This is a genomic window from Nocardia abscessus NBRC 100374 (assembly GCF_000308455.1).
Lineage (GTDB): Bacteria > Actinomycetota > Actinomycetes > Mycobacteriales > Mycobacteriaceae > Nocardia > Nocardia abscessus.
This window is the reverse complement of record NZ_BAFP01000001.1, coordinates 88,369-107,754: the sequence shown is the minus strand read 5'-3', so window position 1 is coordinate 107,754 and position 19,386 is coordinate 88,369. Positions and strand designations below refer to the sequence as shown.

Annotated in this window: 9 protein-coding genes (1 of these 9 only partly in view); 5 read left to right on the top strand and 4 right to left on the bottom strand. The window is 67.7% G+C overall.

Annotation, left to right across the window (positions count from 1 at the left end; translation table 11 throughout):
• Positions 1–80: 80 nt before the first annotated feature.
• The gene (locus tag ON19_RS00345; RefSeq protein WP_043684592.1) at positions 81–719 is read left to right on the top strand and encodes a methyltransferase domain-containing protein; all 639 of its coding nucleotides are present in this window, start codon (positions 81–83) and stop codon (positions 717–719) included.
• On the opposite strand, the gene ON19_RS00340 is transcribed toward ON19_RS00345, so the two are convergent.
• The 4 genes from ON19_RS00340 to ON19_RS00325 are packed head-to-tail and all read right to left on the bottom strand — an operon-like array spanning position 720 to position 4,973.
• Positions 720–1,487 carry an SDR family NAD(P)-dependent oxidoreductase gene (locus tag ON19_RS00340; protein ID WP_043684481.1) on the bottom strand — a complete coding sequence of 256 codons (768 nt, stop codon included), beginning with the start codon at positions 1,485–1,487 and terminating at the stop codon, positions 720–722. It abuts the gene before it with no gap.
• Between the two features lie 8 nt (positions 1,488–1,495).
• Entirely contained in the window at positions 1,496–2,479 is a 984-nt protein-coding gene (locus tag ON19_RS42755) for a Rossmann-fold NAD(P)-binding domain-containing protein (RefSeq protein WP_227954960.1), read from the bottom strand.
• A gap of 8 nt (positions 2,480–2,487) precedes the next feature.
• Entirely contained in the window at positions 2,488–3,927 is a 1,440-nt protein-coding gene (locus ON19_RS00330; RefSeq protein ID WP_043684473.1) for a pyridoxal phosphate-dependent aminotransferase, read from the bottom strand.
• A complete protein-coding gene (locus tag ON19_RS00325) occupies positions 3,924–4,973 on the bottom strand; it encodes a helix-turn-helix transcriptional regulator (RefSeq protein ID WP_043684470.1) in 1,050 nt (349 codons plus the stop codon). The genes ON19_RS00330 and ON19_RS00325 overlap by 4 nt, the downstream gene beginning before the upstream one ends.
• Positions 4,974–5,638: 665 nt before the next feature.
• Between ON19_RS00325 and ON19_RS00320 the strand changes: the two genes are divergently transcribed.
• From ON19_RS00320 to ON19_RS00305, 4 genes are all read left to right on the top strand, one after another.
• Positions 5,639–5,971, top strand: a complete 333-nt coding sequence (locus ON19_RS00320; protein WP_043684465.1) for a hypothetical protein — start codon at positions 5,639–5,641, stop codon at positions 5,969–5,971.
• Positions 5,972–6,170: 199 nt separating this feature from the next.
• A complete protein-coding gene (locus ON19_RS00315) occupies positions 6,171–6,779 on the top strand; it encodes a hypothetical protein (RefSeq protein ID WP_043684588.1) in 609 nt (202 codons plus the stop codon).
• 146 nt (positions 6,780–6,925) lie between these two features.
• Positions 6,926–8,629, top strand: a complete 1,704-nt coding sequence (locus tag ON19_RS00310) for a WXG100 family type VII secretion target (RefSeq protein ID WP_043684462.1) — start codon at positions 6,926–6,928, stop codon at positions 8,627–8,629.
• Positions 8,629–19,386, top strand: the beginning of a protein-coding gene (locus ON19_RS00305; RefSeq protein ID WP_043684458.1) for an alpha/beta fold hydrolase. The gene runs 19,989 nt beyond the window's last position; 10,758 of the gene's 30,747 nt are visible here — the first part of the coding sequence; its start codon is at positions 8,629–8,631; its stop codon lies beyond the right edge, outside the window. The genes ON19_RS00310 and ON19_RS00305 overlap by 1 nt, the downstream gene beginning before the upstream one ends.

The window sequence follows — 19,386 nt, the reverse complement described above, 5'->3', positions numbered from 1 at the left end:
TATCCGAACGGATACCAGGGGAACAGTATTCGGACATTTGCCGCGGCGGCCGGTACGGCAGGGCCGATACGATGACGACCATGAACTCCGTTCGCGCCCGCCTGCTGTCCACCCTCGCCGGTCAGCTCGGCAATCCGCACGGCGTGCTCGGCAAAGGTGTCGCCTTCCTGCTCAATCGCGGCAACAAGGTCGCCATCGCCGGGGCGGTCGAGGCCACGGGCGTCGCACCGGGCGCCACCGCCGCCGACGTCGGATTCGGCGGCGGCGCAGGGCTTTCCCTGCTGCTCGATCGGGTCGGCGCGGACGGCGTGGTGCACGGTGTGGAGATCTCGGCCGACATGCTGGCCCGGGCACGCTCGGGCCATGCGAGCGACCTCGACTCCGGTCGCCTGCGCCTGGCCGAGGGTTCGCTCACCGCGCTGCCGCTGGCGGACGACAGCCTCGACGCCGCGATCACGGTGAACACCGTCTACTTCGTGCCGGATCTGGCCGCGGCCTGCGCCGAGCTGTCCCGGGTGGTCCGGCCGGGCGGCCGGTTGGTGATCGGCATCGGCGATCCGGACGCGATGGCGAAACTGCCGTTCACGTCCTACGGCTTCACACTGCGTCCGGTGCCGGAAGTGATCGCGGCGCTGGAACAGGCGGGCTGCGATGTCGAGCACCGGCCGCTGGCGAACAAGCCGATCCCGCATCACCTGCTGGTCGCGACCCGCCGCTGACTACATCAGCGCGCCGCCGTCCACCCGGATCTCGGTGCCGGTCATGTACCGCCCGTCGTCGGAGGCGACCATGGCGACCACTCCGGCGATGTCCTCCGGACTGCCCAGCGCGCCACCATTGAGCCATCCGGTCATCCGGGAGAACAGCTGCGGATCGAACCCCTCGGGCTGATCCAGGATGGACTTCGTCGTGATACCGCTGGTGATGCCCGCCGGAACGATGTTCACCGCGCGCAATCCCTGCTTGGCGTACTCCAGGGCGATGGCGTGGGTGAAGGCGTTGACGCCGCCCTTGGACGCGGCGTAGGAGGCGAGGTAGGGCGCCGCGCTGAAGGCCGCCGTCGAGGAGATGTTGACCACCACGCCGCGTCCGGTGTCCAGCAGAGCGGGCAGCGCGGCCTGGGTCATCAGGAAGGTACCGGTGAGATTCACCCGGATCACCTGGTCCCAGACTTCGAGCGGCATCTCGTGGGTGCGCGCCGGCCGCAGGATGCCCGCGGCGTTGACCAGCACATCCAGCCCGTCGAGGAACTCCAGCGCCTGTCCGGTCGCCGTGCGCACGGACGCCGGATCGGCCGTGTCGACTTCGACGGTTCGCAGGCGTTCGGCGCCGTCACCAGCCTTTCCCGCGGTGGTCGCCAAGCCCGCCGCGTCGATATCGGCGGCGACCAGCTGCGCCCCTTCGTCCAGCAACCGCAAGGCGATGCCCTGCCCGATGCCGGAGCCGGCTCCCGTCACCAGCACGCGGCGTCCGTCAAATCTGCGCATGCCAAAAATTAGAACACGTTCTCGTCGAGCGTCAAGGCACTTCGGTCGCTGCCCGCGATTCGCAGCACCATGGCGGCCGTCGCCGCGCCGTACGCGTGACTGGCCGCCGCGGGACGGCCGGCCGGGTAGTTGGAGCGATGCGTGACCACCACACCGTTGGGCAGGGTCACGGTCTTGTCGGCAACGGTGGCGACACAATTGCCGCCCGCCTTCGCTACGAGATCCACGACGACGGTCCCCGGCCCGAGCAGGTCCAACGCCTCCTGTTCGAGCAGGCGCGGCGCCCGGGATCCGCGGTGCACGGCGGTGCAGACGACGAGATCGGGTCGCGTCGTGGCGAGCGATTCCAGCAGCGCCGCGTTGTCGTCCTGGTTCGGAACGAACTGCCCTGCCCCCGCCTCGAAAGCGGCGTCCCGCTGCGCGAGGCGATTACCGACCGCCGTCGGCTTCTCGTCGTCGAACGTGCGCGCGGCCGCGATCGCGGCGAGCCCGGCCACCCCGCACCCCAGCACGAGAGCACGCACCGGGCGCGTGAGCCGCGGCGCGGCCAGCAGTCGCCTGCCTTCGGCGTAGCCCACCGCGCCCGCGATCCGGCTCATCGTGGACAGCGCATCGAACTCGGTGGTCGCGGCCTCGCGCGGCACCCAGTCGAAGGCGACCGACTCGATGCCGCGGCCGCGCAACCGGTCGATCTCGTCGCGGCGATAGTGCGGATCCTGGAAACCGACCAGCGTGGTCCCCGCGCGCAGCGGCATCGAATCCAATGCGAACGCAGGCGGTTTCACCCAGACCACGATGCCCGCCCGCTCGAAGACCGTCGCGCGATCCGCGACAACGACCGCCCCCGACGCGCGGTAGGCCGCGTCGGCGAAACCCGCGCCCTGCCCCGCGCCTTCCTCCACGACAACCTGCAGGCCAGCCGTCGAAAGCGTGCGCACTCCCTCGGGCGTGAGCGCCACACGGGCCTCCCGCGGAGCCGTCTCGCGCAGCACCCCGACGATCACGGCGCGGCCCGGGGATCGGTGGCCAGGGCGGTCAGGCCCCGAGTGGCGAGCGCATCGCGATAGGTGAGTCCGTCTGCGATGTCGCGGATCAATTGCTCCAGCCGGTCGAACAGTTCCTCGATCAGAGCGGGCGATTCGTGTCGCGGCGCTTTGCGCGGGGCCAGGATGTTCAGCCGGATGCCGGGACGCAGCGAGCCGGTCCGGTCCAGCGCGACGCTGTCGACGCCTGCCACGGCGAGCACCATGTCCTCCACCTGCGCGCTGGTGTGCACGCCCGCCTGGTCGAGGAGCGCGCGATCGAACACGACCGAGACGAACATCCCTTCCGGACTGCCCAGCGGTCGCAGCACATCGGCCCCGAGCCGGGCGTTGATCGCGGCGATATGGCCGCAGGCCCGATCGATCTGCGCGCGCATCAGCGTGTGGTTGCGGTCGAAATAGTCTTCGGGTGTGTGCTCCAGGATCGCGCGCGCCAGGTGGGTGGTCTCGCGCTGGAACGAGATGGTGAGCCGTTCCCGGATCCGCTCCAGCCACGCACTGTCCCCTGTGCACGCCGCGCCCATCTTGCAGGGACCGAAGGCGTTGTAGCCTTTCGAGTTTCCGGTCAGCGTCAGTACCACGTCGTACAGCCGCCGGATGCCCTGCTCGGTTTCCACGTGCAGCGCGGCGATCGGGATGTGCGAGGCCACCAGCCGGTCGAAGGCCATATCGCAGATGACGGGCACGCCGCAGTCGAGCAGAACCCGCCCGATCTGCGCCAGCTCGGCAGCGGTGTAGCCGGCGACCACCGGGTTGCCCGGCAGCGTGAGCAGTACGCCGCACAGTTCGCCCGTCGCACGCAGCTCATCAAGGCAGCGGGCCAAGCGGGCCGGGTCGATCTTGAAGGCGTCGTCCGGAGCCACCGGGCACGACACGATCCGCAAGCCGAACTTCTCCACATGGATGCTGGAGCTCTTGTAGAACCCCTCCGGGCACACGATGACCCCGCCGGGCCTGGCCAGGGTGGCGACGGCTTCCTCGAGCAGCATGGTGCTGGAATACGGGCAGACGATCACCTCCTCCGCGCGCACCCGGACCCCGGGCACCCCTTCCACCGGATGCGACAGGCGCTGGAAAAGCCTGCGGGCCGCCAGCTCGCGCAGGATCAGCGGCTGTCGCTTGTCGTACAGCCGGCCGTCGAGATATTCGGCGGAGGGCGCGATGTGCAGGCTCTCCCGCCACGCACGGTCCAGCGCCGCGACGGCGTGCGCGTCCGGCGCCCGGCCGGTTTCGCCGTGGTAGGCGTCGATGACACCCGTGTAGCGGCGGCCGCCGGTCCCCGCGAACCAGGCGTCCCGGGAAAGGCGCCCGCGCACTTCCCTTTTCCTGGCCTCCGAGCGTTTGGTCAGCGTCGCCAGGTCGGCGAGGGGATCGGTGAGCACCTGGCTCTGAGTCACGGCACCTCGCCTTCTGAAGAGTCCCCTGGTGCGGACATGGCGTTCCACCGCTCCTGCAGTGCGGCGCGGAACAGGCTGCGGCAGTTGCCTTCGGTGAGTCGTTCGAACTCCGCCAACGGCGGTTGCGCGACGATCTGGTCGACCACGATGGCCGTCCCCGCGCGCCTGAGGTCGTAGAGTTTCTCGAACCGCCGGACCGCGAACGCGACGTCGTGCTTCAGCACCGAGAAGCGCGTCGCGACCCTGGCCTGGCGCGAGTAGTCGTACTCGCCCACCGCGACGTAGCGGTCGTCGACCACGAGCATGCTCTGCGCGTTGCGCGCGTACTCGCGCTTGACCAGCACGCTCTCCACGCCCGAGCGGGCCTGTTTCCAGAGTTTGTCGTCATAGGGCCAGACATCCGAGATGTCGTCCAGCACATACATGCGCCGCACATCGATCTTCGGCGGATGGGAGTTGTCGGCGAGGCGCAGGATCGCCGCGTGATAGTCGTCGCCCACGTCACCGCCGATCGTGCCCAGATCCGCGGTGTGGATCGCGCGCACCGACGCGGCGGCCTGCTCCAGGATCGTCAGCCAGTCGGTGACGGTGTTCCATTCCCATACCGTGGCGCTGCGCGACGGAATCTGCGCGAGGATCTCCTCGGCCCGCTCCAACTGCCGATCCGCGATCAGGCGCAGCGGCTCGATCTCCGCTCGCGCGCCGGAGGCGTCGATCAGGCTCTGCGCGATACCCAGTGCGCGCGCGACCGATTCGGGGTCCTTGCCCAGCAGGACGTTGAATCGCATTCGCAGGTCGTAGTAGGCGCTGCCGGCCGGATCGGTGGCGGGATCGGCGCTGCCGTCGGTCGGCAGTTCCGCACCCAGGGCCAGGCTCAGTCGTTCCCGCAGCGCCAGCGGCGGTATGCGGCTGCCGTTCTCGATCTGCTGGATGAGACTGCGGGAGCAGCCGGCTCTGGTGGCGAGCGCCGCCTGGGTGTAGCCGCGTTCTAGGCGTAGCCTGCGAACCAGGTTGCCGACCTGCTCGTGCGAGCCCGAGTCAGCCATGCCGTGTCTCCCATCCTGCACCTTGCATACGCATGCTCACGAAGTGTCACGATGCGACATTCTAATCATCAAGTGTCAAGTGGCGGCTGACGAATCGCGTTCGCCGAATTTCGTTGTCAACGCGAGATCCGGCCGCGCGAGCGGCCTCCCCCAGCCGCGGGAGGCAAGCGCTGCCACATAGGCTCAGAAGCGCGCTCCGCAAGCTCTTCTCACCCCCGAAAACTGATAAGTGCGCAGAAACGCGACAAGCACTGAGCCATAAGGCCATATCAGAGCCTAAAAGCTTATTTAATATCATCACAAAGCGTTAAAGCTTCGTTGACAGCATGAGGTGGCCGTACCTAGCCTGGTTCTCGAAGCCATCGCAATTCGACGTCGGCGCAGAGGTTTTCCGCCCCGCCGGCCTCGGGTGGCCCGATAACTCTAGGGAGGTGCCGGATACGGATACCTCACCATGGCGCGGGCCGGGCCGCGCAGGCATCGCCTGTGGCCGGGTGTGACCATCCCACCGACACCACTCGCGCCGATCTCCCGAAGCATTCGGGCACCCAGCAATTCAGGCACGGACGAATCCACCGCGTTCGGGCCGTGACCGAGCACGGTCACCGCACACCGGCCGACGGTGGGTCCGCGTCATCCCGAAACAGAGTGAATGAGAGCGGATCATGGCACTCGACATCACCCATTCGATCATTACCAGCGACATCACCCCGGAAAGCGCTCGGCTGCTTCCCTTTTCCACCGGCGCGGCCTGGGAGCTCAGCTGGCTGCCCACCGTCACCCTCACCCGCGAGCAGGCCGTGAGCGGGATGGTGCTCGACGAAATGCTCAGCGATCCCGGCACCCTCACCAGCGACCTCGCACGCGAACTGGCTGGCATCCGCGCCGCGGAGCTGGGCATCTCCCTGCGCGATGCGCTCATCCGGCTGTACGTCCGCATCGCGGAGCGCGACAACGAGGGCGCCTGTTACGCGCACACGCCGCTCCCGGCCGCCTGAGCCGACCGGAACGCCGTCGACCGATCGGTTCGCCGACGACTCCGGCCGTTGCCGGGCACTTGCGTGCGGCAACGCAGCGGCGAACGATTGACTGTGCGCCGGCCGCGATCGCGGGCCGTACGGTGTCACACCCGCGGTGGACCACGATGTGACGGCCCGGCGGCACCGCGGAGTGATCACTCCGCCTCAGGAGGAACCGATGTTCATCCAAGTCATTCAAGGCAAGGCCGCCGACCCGGCCCGACTGCGTCAGTGCATGGATCGGTGGAACGAGCAACTGCAACCGGGAGCCGTCGGCTATCTCGGCACGACGAGCGGGCTGTGCGACGACGGGACCTTCCTCGCGCTCGCCCGATTCGAATCCGAGCAGGACGCTCGCCGCAACAGCGAGCGCCCGGAGCAGCGCGCCTGGTGGGAAGAGACCGAGAAGTGCTTCGACGGGCCGGTCACGTTCATGGACTGCGCCGATGTCACACAGTGGATGGGTGGCGGCTCGGACCGCGCCGGATTCGTGCAGGTCATGGCAGGCCACACGCGTAACGCGGGCCGGATGCGCGAGATCCTGACCCAGGCGAGCGATCGCTTGCACGAGGTTCGCCCGGAGATCCTCGGCGGCACGCTGGGGACCTACGGCGACGACGGATTCGTCGAGACCGTGTACTTCACCTCCGAAGCCGAAGCACGCGAACACGAGAAGATGGAGATCCCGGACGATCTGCGGTCGCTGTTCGAGGAGGAGAACGAACTCATGGCCGAGGTCGCCTACTTCGACCTGCACAAGCCGACGTTGACGTCGCCACAGAGGTAACCGGCTTCGCCGCACATTTCGCATCGAACCGAGCCCACCCTCGATCCTTCCCAACACCGAGAAGACCTACCGCCCTATCGGGACCGTCAGATAGGACAATGTCTTCTCTCGGTGTCGTTGACGCAGGGTGAAGGGTTTGCCGCGGTATGGCTCAATCGTTGCGGGTGGATACGGACCTGCTGCGAGCGCTGACCCCGGAACTCGCCGCAATCGCCGACGCGGCACAGCAGGAACTGGCGCGCCTGAAGGACCGACTCGCCACCGAGGGCCAGTGCTGGGGCGACGACGAACCGGGCCGGGTCTTCGGCGACAGTTACGAGCCCGCGGCCGAGAAGGGAATCACCGGATTCGAGAACCTGGTCCACAATCTGCGCGGAATGAGCAGCAGCGTCGCCGCCGCCGGCGACGCTCTGCAGGACCAGGATCAGAACATCGGCTCCCAGCTCCGCAATCAGGATCCATTCGGCTACAACCCTGTCGTCGGCCCTCCCTACGATCAACCGCGATGGCAGAGCCCGGAACCGTTGCGACCCTCCTCCGCGCCGGACGTCGCCGATCCGAATTCCGCTCCCCGCGCCACCGCCCCCGACCAGACGCCCGACCCCGATGCCGCACGGCCATCGGAGCAGCCCGGTTACCAGCCGGGCGGCAACCCGGTCGCGCCCGCTCAGCCGTACCCCGGCGACTACGGCCCGAACAACAGTCCCTACCTGCCCGACCAGCAGGCGTCTCCCGGCGCCACCCCGACGCCTTCGGTACCGGACCGCCCGGCGCCGAACTCGCGAAACGCCGCGCCGACCGGGCAAAAGCCGTCGTCGCCCGCCGCTGCCACACCTTCTGCTGCCACACCTCCCGCAACCAACCCACCCCCGGCCGCGGCAACCCCCAAAGCCGGCGCACCCGATCCGGCGGCCGAGCGACGACCCCCGGAAAACCGACTGTCGAGGCCACCTGCCCAATCACCTTGGCTACGCAACGCCCCTGGTACGCCCTGGTCGCGGAGCGCACCCGGAAGCTCCGGGCCGGGTCAGGTCTATCCACCGCGTCGCAAGGGTCCCGACCCCGGCGCGGCGAGACCGGCCGAACCCGGCAAGGACACCAAACAGCGCAAGCCGAAGCCGGTACCGGCGGAACCGAAGCGCTCCCGCGTGCGAACCGACCCGGATGCCGTGGCCGCCGCGGAAGCGCTTGCCGCGCGCCATAACCTCCGGGTCGTCGGATTCGGCAATTCCGGCGTGGCGAAACACACGGTCGACGAGATCGCGGCAGCCGTCGACCACATCCGGGGCAAGTACCCGTTCGTGCGGCCGGCCGGGATCGAGATCACCGATCTTCCGGACGGCGCCGTGTCCCGTGTGGTGTGGGAGCGCACAATCGACGAGGGGGAAGACCCGGTCGTCGGCGGATGGATTCTGCTCGACCGGGTGACAGCGGCGAATCGTGTGCTGCTGGCCGAAAAAGTCGATGCCGCACTCCGCTCGGGCGAGCGTGTAGCCGGGTCCGACGAGCGACCGATGTATTCGACCGTCGTGCGCGACCTCGGCCGGATTCTCGAAGCGGGGGCCGGTCCTCACGTCCGGCAGTCGGCGCACCGGTCGTTGATCATGGAGTACCGGCGCGTCAGCGGGCCGTGGGATCGCGGCGACACGCTGGCGGGGGTTGTTCGCGGTTACCGGGAGTGGCGCGCCCAGCTGATCCGCGCTTGCTTCTCCGGCGGCGGTTTCGATCCCGTTGCGGCGGTGGTGGAGGCGTTCACCGAGGTCGAGCTGCGTGGTGATGCCGCGTGCGGGCCGGCGAAAGTGCTGCACCGAATGGTCGTCGAACACGCCCGCGGGCAATCGAGCGCCTAGTGGTGCAGATTCCGGACTATTTCCCCCAGTGGCTGACCGATCTGGTGCTGGGGCACTTCCCGGAGGGGGATCCGGAGGCGATGCGGCGCAGCGCCGATGCCTGGTCGGACGCGGCGAACGGGCTGGTCCCGGTGCTGGCCCGGCAGCGAGCGGCGTTGGAGCAGTTGGAGAAGGCGGTCGAGGGTGCGACGGGTGCGGAGATACGGGAGCAGTACCGCAAGATCGTCGCCCACACCCAAAGCCAGATCGAGTTCAACAACGCCATGGCCAAGCAGTTGTACGACAACGCCACGGCCATCGAGTACCAGCAGTACGTCATCATCGGCATCGCGGGAGCGCTGCTGGCCCAGGTGATCATCGATATGGCGCTGCCTCCGCCGGGCAGTATCGCGAAGATGATCGCCGATCGTGCCGAGGCGAAGGTGGGGATGGAACTCGCCAAGCGCGACTTGGTGCTGGTCATGCTGGGAAAGGCCGCGCGGTTCGTCACCGAGCACCCACGACTGGTGCTGGCGGCGAAAGGTGTGTTCTTCGGGACAGCTGTCGGTGGCGGCGTTCCCTATGCCGCGCAAAAGGTTCAGATCGCACAAGGCGAAGCCGACCGCGCCCGCGGTCGACAGGACGATTCCCGAAAGACGGTGGATTGGCAGAAGGTCAAGATCGGAGCGGCGGCCGGCGCCGTGGGTGGGTTGGTCGGTGTCGAGGTCGGCCGTCGCATCGCGCCCGCGGCGATCCGGGCGGGCGGGCGCGTGCTGGGCACCGTCGCCGCCGGCGGCGTGGGCGGTATGGCCGGTGGCTTGGCGGGCGGGGTGACCGCATGGGGATTGACCGGAGGTGAACTGCGCGGCAAGGACCTGGCCGCCATGGTGTGGACCGGGTTCGGCTCCGGCATGGCGGGCTCGATCGGAGCGTCGGTGCGGGCCGCGCGGGCCGGGGCGTACACCGGGACGCCCGAGAATTCGGGGGCACCCCCCGACGCTGCGCCGATGGCCAGGATTTCCGCGCCACGGGATGGTCAGCCACCCCAAACACAGACAGCGGCCCCTGAACCCACATCCACCACCAGTCGGATGGACCCGCCGAGCGGGAGAATTCCCGAGCCGCGCTTGCGGGATGGCTCTACGGGCCGGCCCGAGGACCTGACTCCGGACATGATGGCCGAAGGCGATCAGATCTTCCGCGATCTGTTCGACAACGCTGCCGGACCCGAGCGCGACGCCCTCGTCGCGTTCATGCGAGGCGACGGGCCGGGACAGTCACCGGAGCAAGGCGGCGGAATCACACCGAACGCTCCGGACCACCCATCAGGCGGCCCGAACTCCCCCTCGCACCCCTCCTCACCGGCATCCCCTGGACGCCGCGGCGGGTGGCCCGCGTGGAACATGTCCGAGCCCGCGCAGGGCTCGGTCGCGGTCGCCGCGCCCCCCGAAGCAGGTCCGGCAGCACCGACTCCGTCCCGCCAGTTCCAGATCAGCGAGCCCCAGGTGCGCCCGGAACAGCGGGCCATCGATGTGGTCGCGGGAGAGACGATCGGACAACCGACCAGCGAGATTCTCGTCGGCGACGACGGCAGTGGTGCATACGTGATCGAGCACGGACCTGCCGGGGAGATGCGTCTGGTGGAGCTGGGGCAGGCCGGCGGTGACACCTTCCAAGACGCGCCGAATCCGCGGTCGACCGGCGAAACTCTGGACAAGCCCGGGCCCGTGCGCGAGGAACAACCCGTCCTCGACCCCGATTTCGACTTCGCCCGGCTCGAAGCGGAATTCGCGGAGAACCCGGCGCCGGCTGGTGCGGATACCGCCGCCCCCTCGGTGCACACACCGGCGAAGGCCACGGACTCCGCGCCGTCGCCGCTCACCGCTCCGGAAAACCCCGTGTCGCCCGCGAGCACCGAATCCGCATCGAATGCCGGAACCACGCCGCACGCCGGGAACGACATGCCGACTTCCGGCACGGCGACCAGCGTTCCGAGCCCGAAGGCCGAGCCCGCGCCGAATGCGACCGCAGAACTCAGGAACTCCGCCACCCAAACGAACCCATCGAAGGCGGCGCCGGAGGCGACGCGCTCGACGCCGCCTCCCAGCAGGCCGGAAGCGAGCGGCACCACGCCGCACGCCGGTGGACCGACACCACCTCCGGGGCCCCCGCGAGGCGTAAACCCCCTCTCTTACGCCGCACCGGCAGCGTTGGCGGGCCACGCGCCGGATGTCTACGACCCTGCCGCCCACGCGAACCCGCCGACAACACCGTCTCCGGCCGCAGGGTTCCTGACAACCGATCCCGGAGAAACCTCGCAGAACGCCGTAACCCCACCGGCCCCCGTCGCCGCAACCGGCCGGCCGGGAACCGACGACGAACCCGATGCCGATCCAGAGGAGTTCCCCACACCGCCGGGAACCGTCGTGGACGACCCCCGGGAGCACAACGTCCAGAAAGACCCGCGGGAGCACAGCGTCTGGGAAGACCCGCGGGAGCACAACGTCCAGAAGAAACCGTCTGGGGACTATGTCACCATCCCCGGCGTCTCCTACCCGCTGGAGGACGAACCACCCGCCGACGCCATACCTGTCATACCGCGCCCGCCGGCGTTTACTCCCCTACCCGACGATTCCGTCGGCTTGGCCCGCACCTCCCAGAACCCCGACAACCCCGATCCCGCATCGCCACGCCCCCCGGATGTGCTCAATCCCCTGTCGGATCGTCATCCCGCCGCGCCGGGAACCAATCTGGACGCGGGGCTGGACAAGCCACCCGCAGCACCCGTCATGCCCGCCCGGTACGCGACCGAACCGAGCCCCGATGCCCCCGGCGCGCCGCAGAAACCGGCGAGCCCCCAGCTGAACCCACACTCCCTCGAATACAACGAGGACCCCAGCCGCCTTCCAGCCGTAGGCGGACTCCCACCGTTCCAACCTGCGCCGCAACCGAAGGGAAAGTCGGAACGAAAGCGCCTCGTCACCCGGATGGGTGGCGATCCCGACAACAAACGCAGACGTCCCCGCAAACAACCCCCGCCCGAACCTCCACAGCCACCGCCGAGTGTGCGGTCCGATCTCGAGGACTCCAAGCCACGTCAACAGGAAAATGGTCGGAAACAGTCGAAGCAGGCTGAAGAGCACAGCACCGTCGCCGTCGAGGGCTCCTTCAACCGCATAAGGGATGGAATCACTGCCGCCTATCGTCAATCGGAGGGGGTGGGAGAGCTCCACCCGGTGAGCCAGGCATTAGGGCGAATGGCCCCGGCCGACCTGCTCACTCTCGGCGAGTTGAGTCCGCTCGTTCGCCGCCGCGTAATAGACGCGGCACGCGCGGCACACGAGGGCAAGGAACTCACCCCTCTACAGAGCGACTCGATCCGGACATTCGCCCGCTTGCTGCCGATGGAGCCGCTGGACAGCACCGGCACACTGACCGATCTCGAGCTCACCGAGCTCCGACTGGTTGCGGAGGACAAGTCGCTCCGAGAAATCGGAGTTCTGCTCGGACTGAAGGAAACGACGGTCCGGGCGCACATCGGGCGCATCGAACACAAACTCGGCGCGCAGGATCGGGTAACGGCGGTGGTGGCGGCCCTCCGACGCGGCATCCTGCCGCACACGCAGGAGGAGAACGCCGACCCAGACCATTCAACCCTGCCCGAGTTGACTCCTCGCGAAATCGAAGTGCTGACTCTGATCGCGGATGGCAAATCGAGCACCCAAATCGCGACGGCGCTCGGGCTTTCCGCGGACACCGTGAATGCCCATGCCGACCGCATTGGCGACAAACTCGGCTCGGGCACACGCGCGGGAATGGTCGCGGTGGCAGTGAGCACGGGCATCCTTCCCCGCACGGTGGAAGCAACCGCTCCCAACGCTGTCGCGCCGGAACTGAAGGCTCGCGAAATCGAAGTACTCGCCCTGGTCGCGGCAGGCATGACGAGCGCCGAAATAGCCACGGAACTAGGTCTGACCCAGCAGACTGTGGAGTCCTATGCGTCTCGAACCAACCGCAAACTCGGTGTGGAAACCCGCGCCGCATCGGTCGCGGTAGCCATACGCACAGGAATCCTGCCGACCGGGCCCATCGTCACCGGCGGGTCGGGAGCTGCGGCCGGCAAAGCCGACCTGGCTCCTCGCGAGATCGAAGTACTCACCTACGTCGCAGAAGGCAAGGACGACAACGAGATAGCGGCGGCGCTCGGCGTGACCCGCCAGTCCGCGAAAACCTACGTGTACAACATCAATCAGAAGCTGGGCACTCATCATCGCGCGGGAATGGTGGCGGCGGCGCTCCGCGTAGGCCTTCTCCCCCTCACCGAGTCGTCGGATAGCGCCGCGGCTCATACGCCTCCAAAAGGGGGCGGCGCCGTTCCCGGAAGGAGCCGGCGAACCGGACCACCGCATGGCGCTGTAGACGCCTACTATGACCCGGATCAAGATTCGGCACTCGGACTACCCGCGCGACGCGATGTGACGGCGGGCCATGTACCCAGCGACGTGCCCCGGTGGGCAATGGGCTTCAACCGGAACCCCGACAACGGCGCGGAGTGGGGCCACACCGCAAACCCACCCGGCTCCCGCACACAACAGCCGGACGACGGCACCGACATCACGGTGGAACGAGCTCGAGAATTGCGGCACCAGCTGCAGGACACGGTGATGAGCGATTGGCCGGTCCAGAATCACGCCGAGGCGGCCGAGGTCATGATCGCGGCACTTCTGCGGGCTACGCAAGGGGCCGCGGTGATTCAGGTGACGAACGGCGGGGAGGGAAACGACCGGTGGATATCGGTCGATGTCACCGACCAGAGCCGGGAAACCCCGGCGCGCGACGAGCAGTCGGTTGCATCGACCGACTCCGGTCGAGCAATCGAACTGGTGGAGCGGTTGTCCGGCACATGGGGTTTCGAGTTACGCGCGAACGGGGAACGAACACGGTACTTCACGCTCTTCGCGGCTCCGGGGCAGAACGACCCATCGAAGGTGACGCCCGAGTCGGCAGCGGAATTGGTACTCCAGCGCGGTGAAGTCCAGGCCGGTACCTCTACGGCCCGGCGGATGGCACGCGAGTTGCTGGAGCGCGCAGGCGCGGACGACAGTCTGATCGACGACGTACAGCTGGCGGTGTCGGAACTGGTCGGCAATGTCAGCCTGTATGCCAAGCAGGGCGGCGCGGAGATACGGGCATGGCTGCTCGACGATAAGTTGCGGGTGGAAGTCGCGGACGCGTCACGCGGTCTGCCGAAGTGGCGACCGGAGAGCGACGTCGAGCAGGACGACAACGCGACACCGTTGACCGCGGTCGACCGGGGCGCTCAGGACGCGCTGCTCGCCCGTTTCACCCTCGACGACTTGGACGCCGCCGACTCCGACCCGTTGGGGGAGCGTGCGGACGGAACCCACGGCCGGGGCTCCGGGATCATCGCGGAGCTCGCGACCGCGCGCGGGGTGGACCTGGCCCGTGATGGACGGCCGGGCAAGACGGTCTGGATGGAGGTCCAGTTATCGCGCCCGCCCGTGGCAGACGAGGTGCCCCGCCAACAGGTCACCAACCCACACGTCGAGGATGCGGCCCGATCGTCGGATTCGACCGCGGACGATCCGGACAGTGCTGCCGGGCAGCCGGACACAGGCACAACACCGCCACGGCCACAGCACGGTGATCCGGCGGTGCTTCGATCGCTGCGTAATCAACACGGGCAGAACGTATTCCGTGAGGTATTGGACAGGCTTGGAGTTCCGGCTTCGCCCGTCGGCCGGGATGTCGCGCCGCTGGTGCTGCTGGCGCAAGAGATCAACGGCATCGTGTTCGGGTTCGCGGACAGCCGAGAGTGGCAGGTACCCGAGGGGACGGATGTCGGCGAATGGTTGCGGGGCGTCGCGGGCGAAGTAGTGGACCGGTGGCGCCAACTGAATTCCAACCAGCGCAAGCTCATTCTAGAGGCTCTGAACGCGCGGCGACGTGGCGCAGACATCAGCCTGCTACAGCGCGGCGCGCTCGACAGATTGGCGCTGCCCGCGCCGGTGGAGCGCAACGTCATCGCTCCAGAGCCCGACGTCGAAGACGCCGACGCTGCTCCTGTCACACCCGATCCGGAGGCGACGGCGGCAGCCGTGCGACTGGAGGCCGAGCGCCGAGCGGCCATCGCCGAGGTCGCCGCTGATCTCGGCGTCGGTACCGACATCGTCGAGATGGTGCTGCAGGGCCGGTCCGCGGTCGCCGAGCAAGCCGTTGCCCAGGTGCGGGAGGCGGCCGATCGCCTCGGGTATTGGAACCAGGTCACGAAACCTGACGTGGCCCGCGCCGCGGGCGTCAGCTTGACCACAGTCGACAAGGTGCTGGGCAACGGGCGCGGCACAGTGGACGACCACACCAGACAACTGGTGCTCACGGCAGCCGCGGAAATCGGCTACACCGGCCGGATCACCCGCGCCGCAGTGGCCCGCGCGGCCGGCGTCGGCGTATCGACCGTCGAGAAGGTTCTGCGCGACGGACCCGTGCTGACCTCGGAGACCGCGAACGTCGTTCGCGACGAACTCCGCCGTCGCGGGCTCCTCCAGCCGCCTTCGGACCGAGGCTTGCCCCGCGCCGGCCAGGTGGCTGCCGAGGCAACCGCGGTCGAGGTTGCCGAGCGGGCGGGGGTGTCCCCTCAGAAGGTCTACAGCGTGCTGCGCGGCGAGGGCAGCCGCGATCCGGAAACGGCTGCCCGCGTATTGGAAGAGGCCGATGCGGCTGGATTCCGACCCCAGTCCGGTGGTGCGCCGGAGCTTCGGGCGGTTACCCATGCCGCGCTGCGCCGCGCCACCGAGGACCTTCCCGCCGAGGTGGCGGAGTACGTCACCCTCCGCTATCTGGAGGGTCGCTCACCGGAGGGCACCCGGGCCGCTCTCGGTCCGGACGCGGATATCGACCAGCTACACAGATCCGCCCTCTCCTATCTCGGTGCCTTCTTCGCCGCTGAACTCAGTGAGAACGTCGTGGTGTACGGCACCGTGCGGGAAGCCACTGTCGCGGATGCGGCGTGGCTTGCCGGAACAACCACCGATACGGCGGCCCGCGCGCTCGCGGGCGACGAAGTCAACGAAGAGCCGGCGAACCGAGTAGTGGAGGCGGCAGGGCGGATCGGCCTGCTCGGCGATTCGACTCCGGGCTCCGAGCCGAATGCGGCAACAGGGCTGGTTTTCGAGAAGGAACCGGAGCCGGGTATCGGTCTCCCCGGGGCAGACGTGATGCAGAACCGGGCTGCTCGACCGAAGCTCGCGGACAGTCCGGACCATGCCACATTGGCTCGAGTGGCCCAGGCGGCCGACGTCGACATAGCGACTACGCACTGGGTTTTGCTCGGCGGATCCGGTCCTGGCCCGGACACGGTTCGCCAAGTGCTCGATTCGGCCGATGGCCTCGGGTACCCGTACCGGCCGCAGGCAACCGGGGCGCCGGATCGCGTGGACGGGCAGCGGCCCGTGACGGTGCCGGATGTGGCACAGCGAGCCGGCGTGACCGACATGGAGGTCCAGAGGGTACTCGGCGGCGCGATTGTCGATCCGACCATCACCCGCCGAGTGTGGGACGCCGTCAGCGTACTTTTACCCGAGTCCGCGATGCCCCTACACGCGGATAAGGTCGCTGTCCCACGCGGGGCGCTGGAACGTGCCATCGGCCGGCTTCCGGAGAGGCTGGCTACCTATGTGACGCTGCGTTATCTGGACGGACTCACGCCCGCCCAAGCCACAGCCGCCGTGGGGCTTGCGCCGCAAGCATCCCAACGAATCGGCCAAGCAGCGATTCGTCAACTGTCGGACCACTTGCAAGATGCAATCGATGTGGATCTGCCACGCCAGAGCGCCTTACGACGCGTACGGATCGAAGACGTGGCTCAGGCGGTCGGGGTCAGTAGTATCGCGGTCCACCGCGTACTCCAGGGCAATGAGGTACTCGAGCCGGATATCGCCCGCCGGGTCTGGGACGCGGTGGGCCAACTGGGTTTCCGACAGCTGCGCTATGCGAGCGATCCGGTGCCGAATGATTCCGACGCCCTCACCGGACTGGTTTTCGCGCCCAGCGCAACGGCCGGTCAAAGTCTCAGCGGGAGGCTCCCGCAGACGAGTTCCGGCCCTGAGACGACCCAGCGCCTGGAGGAATGCATCGACCACGTGTCCCGGTCACTGTGGGCACTCGGCTACGACGCCCAAGCACCCACGACAGGCAACAACAACTGGCGCGCACTCGAGGCAGCCATCAAAGCCGGACTGGAAGAAGAACCCACCGACGACCCCATGGGGTCGGTCATTGCCGACATCCGAGACCAGCACACGAAAACCGACACCGCAGTCATCCTCGTCGACAACGGCCAAGAAATGCACGCCTACCTCGTCACCGACGCCGCCGACGAAATAGTCGTCTTCGACATCCTCACCCGCGACGACGAGACCGGCACCCCCGGCATACGCCACCACGACAACTGGACTCCGTCCTACCTGCGCGTCGAAGCAGCATTCGTCGCCAGATTCGAATCCGACAACAGCAAACTCAAAGCCCTCACCCAACCCTCCGGACCCACCCCACAGCGAGCAGTACCCCGCGAAGGCCCCATCACCGGCCCACCCGCCGACAACACCCCAGAGAACGATCGGTTGGGCAGCCCCTATGGTCAGGGCGCCCCAGCTTCGTATGCTGAGCTTCGCGACTGGGCAACCACGCTGCACGTCGAGGACGCACAAGCTCTACTCGCCGACATGCATGCCAGGACGAAGGCTCACCTGGCGGCCTTCAAGGACGGCGACCCGCCGCCGACGGCGGAGATGATCGGCACGGCACGAGCATTGAACGCGCTCGTATGGGAACAGTTGCGGCGGTTTTACGAAAACACGCACACCGGACCCATCGCGGTCTACCCGAAGCTGTTCGATGTCGCACGGGATTTGGCGGCCCGGCTTGCTGAAGCCGAACATCTGTATGCCGCGGCGAGCGATGTGTTCAACGTCGCCGGGACCCTGGTCGAGAACGTTACGGATTATGCGGAGACGACGTTCGACGATCTCGGAAACGAAGTGAACTTCCTCCATAGTCTTCCGCAACACGTGGGGCGCATGGCGCACTATATGAAACGGGCCTTGGACGCCGTGCCGTGGGCTGAAGAGGGCTCGTTCGCCCGCGACGTCGAGCCCAGCGCCGCGCACCACGGTCCACTCAGCAACGCGATCACCCAGATATCCAGCCTTATGCTTTATTTCGAGGCCATTCGGGAGAATTCCGGCACGGACTGGTCGGAGCATCTCGACGGCTATCTCGTCGATCGGTTGGAAACCTCGTTCGACTCCGATCTCCTTCATGCGCTTCGGTCGCTGCCGCTGGAAGCAGCGGCGTTCGCGAACGCGCAGACCGGCGGCGATCAGGCTTTCGCTGCCACCGCGGCACCCTACTTGTCCCACCTGACCACAGCGGTCGAACACTATTTGACGCGCAGCAGGGATGCGGCCCACGCTTTCGAACTCCTGCACCAGGGAGTCGAAGCATTCGCCGCTACGGCGGCCCGCCTGCCGGATTCGCAACCCGCGCGCGATGCCGCCCAGACGATGCAGTCACTGCACGAGCAAATGGCCGATCTGCGCGAGCGGCTACAGCACTACGAGCGAGCGATCATGATCCGTGGTCGCACCAGCGCCCTTCTCGAGGACGACCCGGCATTCGCCGAAGCATTCGGCCGAACGCTGCGCGAGCTCGAGGCCATGGCCATACGCAGCGACGCGCCGCCCGCGCATCCCGAACAAGCAGCCGAAGACCCACGCAGGCCCGAGGACAAGCCTCTGGTCCAGCAACTGCTCGCAGCTGTCGATGCGGAACTGCTGGAATTGGTTCGCGAGGGCGTCAAGGCCGAACGTGATGCCGCTCTTGTCGACGATACGAGCGACGCCGTGCCCCCGGCGGACAAGGCCCGTTTCCGGAGATTGGACGTCATGCTCGGGCACCTCGACGGCTTACGTGCCGTGCTCGGGCAAGCGGAGGTGACTGTCGCACCGGACCGGCTCCGCTTGCTGGTCCACCACTACCATGCCGCCGCCGAATGGCTGGCCGCGCTGCAAGATGCGAACAATGCCACAAACGGGCAGGTGTACCCGTCCCTCGATGAGCAGAAGCGGCTGGCGGCGGGAGCGGTAGCCCGCTATCGAGCGGCCGGCGAGGCGGTCGAGCGAATCATGGCCGAGCTGCTCGCTGCGCCATCGAACTCGTCGCCGAGCTTCGGTTTCCTGGGCTTGCTGGCCACTGTCGACCTGCGCGTCGTCCAGTTGGTGCGCGAAGGCATTCGGGCCGAACATGACGCCGTCCGAGACGCGCACGCCGGTGCGGAATCGGCACGTGCTCAGCAGCTGCGCAACGTGCTGGACCACCTCGATGATCTGGTGATCGCGATGCAGCAGACGAATACGGCTGTGCCACGTGAACGCCTCACGCTCCTGGTCGACCACTTCAATGCGGCGAAGGAGTGGCTGGCCGCGTTGATGGACGCGAGAAACGTAGCCGATGGGCAGGTCTATCCGGACCTCCCGAGAAAAATCCAGTCGGCAACCGAAGCCGTGAACCGCTATCGAGCGGCCGATGTCCGCGTCACCCAGATCCAGGCCGAGCTCCACGCGACAAGGCGGGGTGATATCGAGTCCGGCCGTCGCGGTCCGGCAATGGAAAGCAGAGCCGAGAACGAATCACCCCCCGTGCGTCCGGCACAGGAAGGTCCGCCGCAAACCGACGTACCGCGAGAACGACTGGACGCATAT

Coding starts and splice junctions, on each gene's coding strand:
- ON19_RS00325 (WP_043684470.1), bottom strand. CDS start 4,973: ATGGCTGACTCGGGCTCGCACGAGCAGGTCGGCAACCTGGTTCGCAGG.
- ON19_RS00315 (WP_043684588.1), top strand. CDS start 6,171: ATGTTCATCCAAGTCATTCAAGGCAAGGCCGCCGACCCGGCCCGACTG.
- ON19_RS00320 (WP_043684465.1), top strand. CDS start 5,639: ATGGCACTCGACATCACCCATTCGATCATTACCAGCGACATCACCCCG.
- ON19_RS00310 (WP_043684462.1), top strand. CDS start 6,926: ATGGCTCAATCGTTGCGGGTGGATACGGACCTGCTGCGAGCGCTGACC.
- ON19_RS00345 (WP_043684592.1), top strand. CDS start 81: ATGAACTCCGTTCGCGCCCGCCTGCTGTCCACCCTCGCCGGTCAGCTC.
- ON19_RS00340 (WP_043684481.1), bottom strand. CDS start 1,487: ATGCGCAGATTTGACGGACGCCGCGTGCTGGTGACGGGAGCCGGCTCC.